The sequence below is a fragment of the Methylophaga sp. UBA2689 genome (assembly GCA_002354555.1).
Taxonomy (GTDB): Bacteria; Pseudomonadota; Gammaproteobacteria; order Nitrosococcales; family Methylophagaceae; genus Methylophaga.
Window position 1 is genome coordinate 1 of the sequence record DELT01000048.1, and the last position, 8,070, is coordinate 8,070.

An 8,070-nucleotide genomic window follows, 5' to 3' on the forward strand; every position below is an offset into this window, starting at 1 on the left:
GCAATCATCGTCACCAGATAACCAACAATTTCGTCCCATACCACAGCAGAAGGATCGTCCTTTTCAAGCCAATTTACTGCTTGCTGACAAATCCAGATCCCGGCGATAAAAGCAACTACCGTAATGAGTAAATAACTTAACAGCCCGACATCTTGTATCAACCAGTAGATGGGTAATGCGACTAATGTACCCATGGTGCCCGGTGCTTTGGGGGATAATCCCGAACCAAAGCCATAGGCCAGCAAACAGGCTGGTCTTTTGAGCAACTGTGAAAAAGTGACCTTATTATGCGAAGTGGTCATAGCCTGCCTTTATTTCTGAGAATGCCTGCCATTCACCTTGGGCATTCTGATAAAACATACCTACATCTTCAGTGATTTCACCAATCACTTGAATCATCTCAGGAAACTGTTGTTTAAGTTTCGCCACATTGCCCGCCGTCGCGGTAAAGCATAATTCGTAATCATCACCACCCGTCAAAGCCAGTTGCGTTGCCATTTCTGTGGGCAATTTTTTTAAGGCATCAGAAAATGGTAAAGCAGATATATCCAGCTTTGCCCCTTTTCCACTCGCATTAAGTATATGATTCAAATCAGCCAATAAACCATCTGAAATATCAATCGCCGCATGTGCTTTGCCGACCAGTTGCTGACCTATTTGATTACGCGGTGTCGGCATTTCCAACCGTTGTAATAGATATTCAAAATCTGTATCAGTTAACAATCCTGTTTCTAGTTGCCCCAATCTAAACTGCAGCCCTGCGGCGGCATCCCCCAGACATCCGGTTACACAAATCAAATCGGTTGATTCAGCAGCACTACGCTGCAATATATTTTGCTTGGCTACATGCCCATGCACCTGAATGGTAATGGTTAATGGACCACGGGTGGTATCCCCGCCCACCAGCTGGATTTGATATTTTTTAGCGATATATGCCAAGCCGGCTGAAAACTGTTTTAACCAGTCATCATTGATTTCAGGCAAGGTTAAGGCCAGAGTGAACCAGGCAGGTTGAGCACCCATAGCGGCCAGATCACTGAGATTGACAGCCAGAGCTTTGATACCCAGACGATACGGATCAACATCGGCAAAAAAATGTATGCCTTGTACCAAGGTATCAATTGAAACTGCCGTATAGGTATCCTGAGGATTGTTTAAAACGGCACAATCATCACCGATCCCCACAATCACATCTTCGCGATGAGTCGTTAACGCATGGAAATACTGCTGAATCAGTGAAAATTCGGGAGAAGGTTTCATTCAAAAAAAGCCCCGTCTGGATGGTTTTATCTTTTCGGGGCAGTTAATCAATTCGCTTTTTTCTGAGCGCGAGCGGCTTTGGCAGCCTGATATTCTGGCTGGCGTAAACGGGCGCCCATTTTATCGAGAACCCCGTTAACGTATTTATGGCCCTGTTCACCCCCAAATGATTTGGCCAGTTCAACGGCTTCATTCAAGACCACGCGATACGGAATATCCGGACGGTGCATATATTCAAAAACGGCCAGACGTAATACTGAAATCTCAACAGGGTCAACAGTGGCTAAACTTCTGTCTACCGCATGGGTCAGTTCGGCATCAATGGTATCGATTTCTTTGGTAACACCTTCCACCAGAAGTTGAAAATAGTTTTTGTCGATTTTATTAGCGTATTCCGCCATGACAAAATCCATTGTGTCTTTCTCAGGAGCCTGATTATTGACCAAAGATTGATAAAGCGCTTGCACAGCAGCACGTCGAGCCTGAGTTCTGGGCAGTCCACCAGCCATTTACTTGGCAGCTCCGATTTGACGCAACACGTTCACCATTTCAATCATGCCCATCGCTGCTTCAGCACCTTTATTACCGGCTTTCGTGCCAGCACGTTCAATCGCCTGTTCGATGGTATCAACGGTTAACACACCAAAAGCAATGGGAATATCCAGTTGCAACGTCAATTGGCCCAGGCCTTTTGAACATTCTCCGGCGACATATTCAAAATGCGGAGTGCCACCACGAATTACCGCCCCTAATGCAATAATGGCATCATATTTACCGGTTTTACCCATACGTTGCACAGCCAGCGGGATTTCAACTGCTCCGGGAACGCGGGCAATTTCAATATCTTTTTCCGCTGCACCATGACGTAATAATGTATCTACTGCACCGGCAATCAGATTATCAACAATAAAATCATTGAAACGGCCTGCAACGATACCTACTCGTATGCCTTTTGCGGAAAAGTCACCTGAAAAGGTTTTGATATTGCTCATATTTCAGAAATGTCCAAAAGAGAAAAAAAGATATTGTACTGTGTTTAAAAATGAATGCCTAACAGTCAGTTACAGCCAGCGCTGTTTTTCAGCAGCCGTTTTATTGCCAGTATGCGGTAATCCATCGGCATCAGCTTCAACAACCGTCCACTGATAAGGCGTTTGATCAATTCGCACAGCCGTTAATTGCTCGCCCCAGACCGCGCCACTATCCAATGAAAACACATTGTCATACTGACCAGTGCCCAATTGTGACCAATGGCCAAAGACTATTTTGTCATTGACGCTGGCGCGATTGGGCATCATAAACCAGGGCTTCTGATCCACCGGTTTATCCTTGGGTGCACCTTTAAATTTCAGCGCCAGACTGCCATCTTCATGGCAATATCGCAGACGGGTAAAACAATTGGTAATGAAGCGTAATCTATCCCAACCGGTTAACTCGTCAGACCAGCGCTTGGGTTTGTTACCGTACATATGTTTAAAGAATTCACGCCAGTTATCAGACTGAAGCACCGTTTCTACTTCTGCGGCTCTTTCCAATGCCTCATCAATGCTCCACTCCGGAGGTAAGCCAGCGTGCACCATTGAAAACTGTAATTCCCTATCGTGATAAAACAAGGGTTGGTGGCGTAACCAGTTAATTAATTCATCACTGTCTTCAGCGGTTAAAACCGGTTCAATGGTATCCAGTCGATGAGTGAACTCATTATTCCCTGCTGCATGCGCCAGCATATGCAAATCATGGTTGCCCAATACGACTTTTGCTGACTGCTCGCCCAACTGTTGCACAAACCTTAGTGTGTCTAACGATTTTGGACCACGATTAACCAGGTCACCAGCTAACCAGATTTGATCCTGCTGCGGATCAAATCTCACAACCTCAAGTAATTTGATCAGTTCATCAAAACATCCCTGAATATCACCAATTGCATAGACAGCCATATGATTAACGAATTAACGGCGACGGTATAACGGAACAGGTCTGAGCACTGTTGCCTGATAACTGTCACTGAAATCATCGAATGCAGCCAGGGCTTGCGTCAGATGGTCCGGGTTGGCCAGCTCAAAACTGTTGATGCCACATTGCGACATATAAAACAGCTGGTCGTATAGCACATCACCCTGGGCACGGATTTCACCTTTGAACTGATATCTGTCACGCAACAGACGAGCATAGGAATAACAGCGTCCATCAGTAAATGCCGGAAATAGCAGTACAATCAGTTGAAAACGAGCCAAATCCGGCACAATTTCCTCAAGTGGGTCGTCGCCGGAAAGCCGAATGCCCAGACCATCTTCGTGTTGACTCAACGTTTCGTGTTGTTCCTGCCAACGGGTTATTGAAACCGTAATGTTGCCAGCAACCAAGGCAGCTTCATCATCAAGATGCTGCCAGTTGTCGTCAACGATCTCGCGATCTTTAATGATCTTCTGCATAAACACGCTCCTTGAAAGGATCTACGCCGACCCGGCGTACCGTCGCGAGAAAACTCTCATCTTCATGGCGCAGATCGATATAAGCATCCAATAAATGGGCAACGGTATCGACCACATCCGCTTTTGGAATCGCCCGGCCCAGACGCTCACCAAGTGACGCATCTGCTTCTGAACTTCCGCCCAGAGTAAACTGATACCACTCTTCGCCTTTCTTATCGACACCCAGAATACCAATATGTCCGACGCTTTGATGGGCACAGCCATTCATGCAGCCAGAAAACTTGATTTTGATATCACCCAGGTCATGCAGATAATCCAAATCATCAAACCGTTGAGCAATCCCTTTGGATAACGGGATAGAAGTCGCATTGGCCAGACCACAATAATCCAGTCCGGGACAGCAGATAATATCGGTCAGAGTATTAATATTTGGTGTAGCCAAATCCTCTGCATTGAGGCGCAGCCATAAGGCATACAAATCCGCTTGTTTCACATCAGCAAACACCAGGTTTTGAGTGTGAGTGGAACGCACTTCACTAAAGCTGAATTCATCAGCTAAATCCGCTACCACTTCAAGTTGTTCAGAAGTAATATCGCCTGGAGCTTGGCCCGGTTTTTTCAATGAAACATAGACTGCACTGTAGCCTGGTACTTTATGTTCGGCAGTATTTTGTTTAACCCAAAGGGCAAATTCTTTGTCTTGCGCTACTAAATCAGCAAAACTGCTATCAGAATCAGCCGCATCACGTTCGTAAGCTGGCTCAGTAAAATACTGTTTTACCCGTTCAATTTCTTTTGTATCCAGTTTTAACTGATCGCGAATATGTACCCACTCAGCCTCAACCAATTCGCGGATGTGGTTGATACCATGCTCACGAACAGTGATCTTGATACGGGCTTTATATTTATTATCACGACGACCCAGGCGATTATAAACACGCACTATTGCTTCGAGATATGACAATAGATCCTGTTTTTCCAGGAAAGGACGAATTTGTTCTCCAATGATTGGTGTACGACCTAAACCACCGCCTACCAGTACTTCGAAGCCAACGTCACCTTCGTGATTTTTCACCAGATGTAAACCGATATCATGCAACTTGGTTGCTGCACGATCTTCTTTTGAGCCTACGACAGCAATTTTAAATTTGCGCGGTAAATAAGCAAACTCAGGATGGAAAGTAGACCATTGTCGAATCATCTCAGCCCATGGGCGTGGATCTTCTATTTCATTGGCATTCACACCAGCAAGCTGATCTGAAGTGGTATTACGAATGCAATTACCACTGCTTTGAATGGCATGCATCTGGACCGTGGCCAGCTCTGCCAGAATATCCGGCACGTCTTCCAGTTTAGGCCAGTTCATTTGAAAATTCTGTCGCGTGGTGAAATGCACAAAGCCTTTATCGTAGCGGCGTGCAACTTCTGCAATTTTGCGAACCTGGCGGGATGACATCATGCCGTAAGGAACAGCGACTCGTAGCATCGGAGCATGGATTTGAATATACAAACCATTCATCAGGCGTAACGGACGGAATTGCTCTTCAGTCAATTCTCCGGCAAGAAAACGACGTGTCTGATCGCGAAATTGAGCTACCCGCTGATCTATCATCGTTTGATCATACTTATCGTACTGATACATTTATGGTCTCTAAACGGTTTCAATGGACCGCACATTATAACGATGACGACATATAACAGGAAATTATAAATGGCTATATCGTTATTAATTGCCCATCAAAAAAGCCACTAAAGCTAACCAAGTCAGTCCATGATTCATCGATAATAATAATAGACTGGAGGAAATAAAAAACTGGAAATCAATACCTTCTGCGATAAATGCATCACTTCCAGCCAGGTTGGAAACTGATGGTCATTTGCAGATACTACAGTTTTTAAAATATGCCATATTACGCAAATGAAAAAAGTGCAATTAATTGCAGCGTTGCAAGCCTTTCTTCCGGAAGCTGCGATTCTTTCCAGCAAAGAATCTCAAATATCGTTTGAGTGTGATGCTCTGTCAGCTTATCGACAGCTACCATTGTTGACTTTTTTGCCCGATACCGTTGAGCAAATTCAGGCTGTGTGCAATCTGTCAGCAGCCCCCAAACCAATCTGGCCGCGGCAAAAGTATTGGATAAACTGGCAATCAGTTTGCTGGAAGCACCAACAGCCGGATGTTGTGGTGCATTGGCCCAGCATTTATCTGCAGAAAAAAAAGCCGCACTGCAAATGCAACAGAATATTGATGCCTGGTGGCCTTATATTGAACAAGGCTGTGAAGCCATTGTCATGACCGCCAGTGGTTGTGGCAGCACAGTAAAAGAGTACGGATATTTGCTGCGCAATGATAAAGCCTATGCTGCAAAAGCCGCGAAAGTAAGCAGCTTATGCAAAGACATTGCTGAAGTAATTGCTGCTGAAGATTTATCTGCCTGGAAAAACCTTGGCGCTGGCAACAGTATTGCTTTTCAATGTCCCTGCTCGCTCCAGCATGGTCAACGGCTTTCCGGTGTGGTGGAAAGTATTTTGCAACAACTTGGCTACACCACGCCAGTAGTAAGTGATGCGCATATTTGCTGCGGTTCGGCGGGCAGTTATGCTTTATTACAACCAGAACTCTCTCAACAATTACGCCAACATAAACTTAATGCACTTAAAGCAGCACAACCAGATAAAATTGTTACGGCGAATATTGGTTGTCAACTGCACCTTTCCAGTAAAGAACAGCCGGTAAACCATTGGATTGAGCTATTGGCGGAGCAAATCGATAATGTCTAAACCAAAGCGTATGCAACAGCGAGTGTGGATCATATTTGGCTTTGTCATTCTGATCTTTATGGGCAGTTTTTATGAGCCCGCACAGCAGAATAATACCCCCGCACCGACAAGTAATATTGAACAGCTGATTGAACAACGGCAAAGTGATGTTCAAATTGAGGTGTCGGGTACAGTCACCCGGCTACTTACCGATGACAACGAAGGTAGCCGACATCAACGTTTTATTATTGAGTTAGCCAGCGGACACACCCTGTTAATTGTTCACAATATCGATTTGGCACCAAGAATAGACGATATCAGTGAGGGTGATGAAGTCCGGGTTTACGGCGAATATATCTGGAATGATCAGGGCGGCTTAATTCACTGGACCCATCATGATCCGGCAAACCGTCACCCGCATGGATGGATAAAACATCAGGACAAGCTCTATCAGTAAGGCTATGGAAGATAAACAGATTCTGCAACTTGCCACCAGCTTTCCACCGATTGTTGGCACAACGCCGAAAATCCTTATTCTAGGTTCCATGCCAGGAATGGAATCATTAAAACAGCAGCGTTATTACGCCCATCCGCGCAATGCGTTCTGGCCAATCATTACATCTTTGTATGGTCCTTCGAAGAAGTTAGACTATTCGCAACGCTGTGAATTATTAAAACAGCAGCAGAGTGCTGTGTGGGATGTATTGAAGAGTTGTCGTCGACCGGGAAGCCTGGATCAGCATATTGAAACGGAGTCGATGATTGCCAATGATTTTGTTGCATTTCTGCAAAGTTATCCATCAATAAAACAGATCTTATTTAACGGTGGTAAAGCAGATCAGGTCTTCAAACGCTATGCGGCAAAACAATTGGAAGCTGCGGGGATTTCACTGTTATATCGAAGGCTCCCCTCGACTAGTCCGGCGCATGCCGCTATGAACTATGAAACTAAACAACAGCTTTGGCATCAGGCATTATTAGAGACTGTTACTCCTTAATAGTCACCATTGCTGGGGCTATGGAAGATCAATAAACCCTAGCGCCACCAATCAGATGATACTGTTGCTAAAGATTCAAAACTTGGCTTGGCAAAATAAAATCCCTGGAATAATTCAATTCCCATCTCTTGCAGAACGTGCAGTTCATCTGCAGATTCGATACCTTCCGCAATCACAGTAATACCTAAATCATCGCAAACGGCAATGATACCGCGGCTAATGGTCTGCCGGACTTTATCATTATGAATATTGCGTACCAAAGCCATATCCAGCTTTACCAAATCGGTCTGCATATCTGCCAGTAAGTTCAAACCGGCATAACCGGCACCAAAATCATCTATCGCCGTGATAAATCCCTGTTGCTGATAAGACTGAATAATATCCTGCAGATGAGCGTGATCATTTATCTGCTCACCTTCCGTTACTTCAAAAATAATCTGTTCGATGGGGAAATTGTAGATTTCAGCAGCTTCCAGCGTTGTCCTTATACACAGCTCGGGTTTATAAACCGCATTGGGCATAAAGTTGATGCTGAGTTTGCTCTGAATATTGAGCTCTGCTGCAAGTTTAATGGCTTTGACCCGACAGGCCTGGTCAAAACGATAGCGATTATCTTGATT

The 8,070-nt window shown here is 44.9% G+C and carries 11 protein-coding genes; 3 read left to right on the top strand and 8 right to left on the bottom strand.

Annotation, left to right across the window (positions count from 1 at the left end):
• From B3M51_RS05205 to B3M51_RS05235, 7 genes are all read right to left on the bottom strand, one after another.
• A partial coding sequence (locus B3M51_RS05205; protein ID WP_292757327.1) for a phosphatidylglycerophosphatase A family protein occupies nucleotides 1-302 on the bottom strand: 302 nt, incomplete at its 3' end.
• Complete coding sequence (gene thiL / locus B3M51_RS05210) at nucleotides 286-1,260, bottom strand: thiamine-phosphate kinase (RefSeq protein ID WP_292357791.1); 975 nt, start codon at nucleotides 1,258-1,260, stop codon at nucleotides 286-288. The genes B3M51_RS05205 and thiL, both read right to left, overlap by 17 nt.
• Nucleotides 1,261-1,307: 47 nt before the next feature.
• Nucleotides 1,308-1,769 carry a transcription antitermination factor NusB gene (gene nusB / locus B3M51_RS05215; protein WP_292357789.1) on the bottom strand — a complete coding sequence of 154 codons (462 nt, stop codon included), beginning with the start codon at nucleotides 1,767-1,769 and terminating at the stop codon, nucleotides 1,308-1,310.
• Nucleotides 1,770-2,252 (bottom strand): 6,7-dimethyl-8-ribityllumazine synthase, encoded by a 483-nt coding sequence (gene ribE / locus B3M51_RS05220; protein WP_292357787.1) that lies wholly within the window; start codon nucleotides 2,250-2,252, stop codon nucleotides 1,770-1,772.
• A gap of 69 nt (nucleotides 2,253-2,321) precedes the next feature.
• Nucleotides 2,322-3,197, bottom strand: coding sequence for a symmetrical bis(5'-nucleosyl)-tetraphosphatase (locus B3M51_RS05225; protein ID WP_292757329.1), 876 nt, complete (start codon nucleotides 3,195-3,197; stop codon nucleotides 2,322-2,324).
• Nucleotides 3,198-3,209: 12 nt separating this feature from the next.
• Entirely contained in the window at nucleotides 3,210-3,692 is a 483-nt protein-coding gene (locus B3M51_RS05230) for a DUF934 domain-containing protein (RefSeq protein WP_292481557.1), read from the bottom strand.
• Nucleotides 3,676-5,334 (bottom strand): nitrite/sulfite reductase, encoded by a 1,659-nt coding sequence (locus B3M51_RS05235; protein ID WP_292757331.1) that lies wholly within the window; start codon nucleotides 5,332-5,334, stop codon nucleotides 3,676-3,678. Before B3M51_RS05235 ends, B3M51_RS05230 begins: the two co-directional genes overlap by 17 nt.
• Nucleotides 5,335-5,777: 443 nt before the next feature.
• Here B3M51_RS05235 and B3M51_RS05240 point away from each other — a divergent pair, with 443 nt between their 5' ends.
• Genes B3M51_RS05240 through B3M51_RS05250 form a run of 3 tightly spaced genes read left to right on the top strand, consistent with a single transcriptional unit; the run spans nucleotide 5,778 to nucleotide 7,450 of the window.
• Entirely contained in the window at nucleotides 5,778-6,473 is a 696-nt protein-coding gene (locus B3M51_RS05240) for a heterodisulfide reductase-related iron-sulfur binding cluster (RefSeq protein WP_292757333.1), read from the top strand.
• On the top strand, nucleotides 6,466-6,909 hold the full coding sequence (locus B3M51_RS05245; protein WP_292757335.1) for a DUF3465 domain-containing protein: 444 nt from the start codon (nucleotides 6,466-6,468) through the stop codon (nucleotides 6,907-6,909). The genes B3M51_RS05240 and B3M51_RS05245 overlap by 8 nt, the downstream gene beginning before the upstream one ends.
• A 4-nt stretch (nucleotides 6,910-6,913) precedes the next feature.
• On the top strand, nucleotides 6,914-7,450 hold the full coding sequence (locus B3M51_RS05250) for a DNA-deoxyinosine glycosylase (RefSeq protein WP_292757337.1): 537 nt from the start codon (nucleotides 6,914-6,916) through the stop codon (nucleotides 7,448-7,450).
• A 38-nt stretch (nucleotides 7,451-7,488) separates the two neighbouring features.
• Here B3M51_RS05250 and B3M51_RS05255 read toward each other — a convergent pair.
• The coding region (locus B3M51_RS05255; RefSeq protein WP_292757339.1) for an EAL domain-containing protein at nucleotides 7,489-8,070 on the bottom strand (582 nt) is incomplete at its 5' end.

Excerpts from the sequence above, each read along its gene's own strand:
- thiL (WP_292357791.1), bottom strand. The coding sequence starts at position 1,260 with ATGAAACCTTCTCCCGAATTTTCACTGATTCAGCAGTATTTCCATGCG.
- nusB (WP_292357789.1), bottom strand. The coding sequence starts at position 1,769 with ATGGCTGGTGGACTGCCCAGAACTCAGGCTCGACGTGCTGCTGTGCAA.
- ribE (WP_292357787.1), bottom strand. The coding sequence starts at position 2,252 with ATGAGCAATATCAAAACCTTTTCAGGTGACTTTTCCGCAAAAGGCATA.
- B3M51_RS05225 (WP_292757329.1), bottom strand. The coding sequence starts at position 3,197 with ATGGCTGTCTATGCAATTGGTGATATTCAGGGATGTTTTGATGAACTG.
- B3M51_RS05230 (WP_292481557.1), bottom strand. The coding sequence starts at position 3,692 with ATGCAGAAGATCATTAAAGATCGCGAGATCGTTGACGACAACTGGCAG.
- B3M51_RS05235 (WP_292757331.1), bottom strand. The coding sequence starts at position 5,334 with ATGTATCAGTACGATAAGTATGATCAAACGATGATAGATCAGCGGGTA.
- B3M51_RS05245 (WP_292757335.1), top strand. The coding sequence starts at position 6,466 with ATGTCTAAACCAAAGCGTATGCAACAGCGAGTGTGGATCATATTTGGC.
- B3M51_RS05250 (WP_292757337.1), top strand. The coding sequence starts at position 6,914 with ATGGAAGATAAACAGATTCTGCAACTTGCCACCAGCTTTCCACCGATT.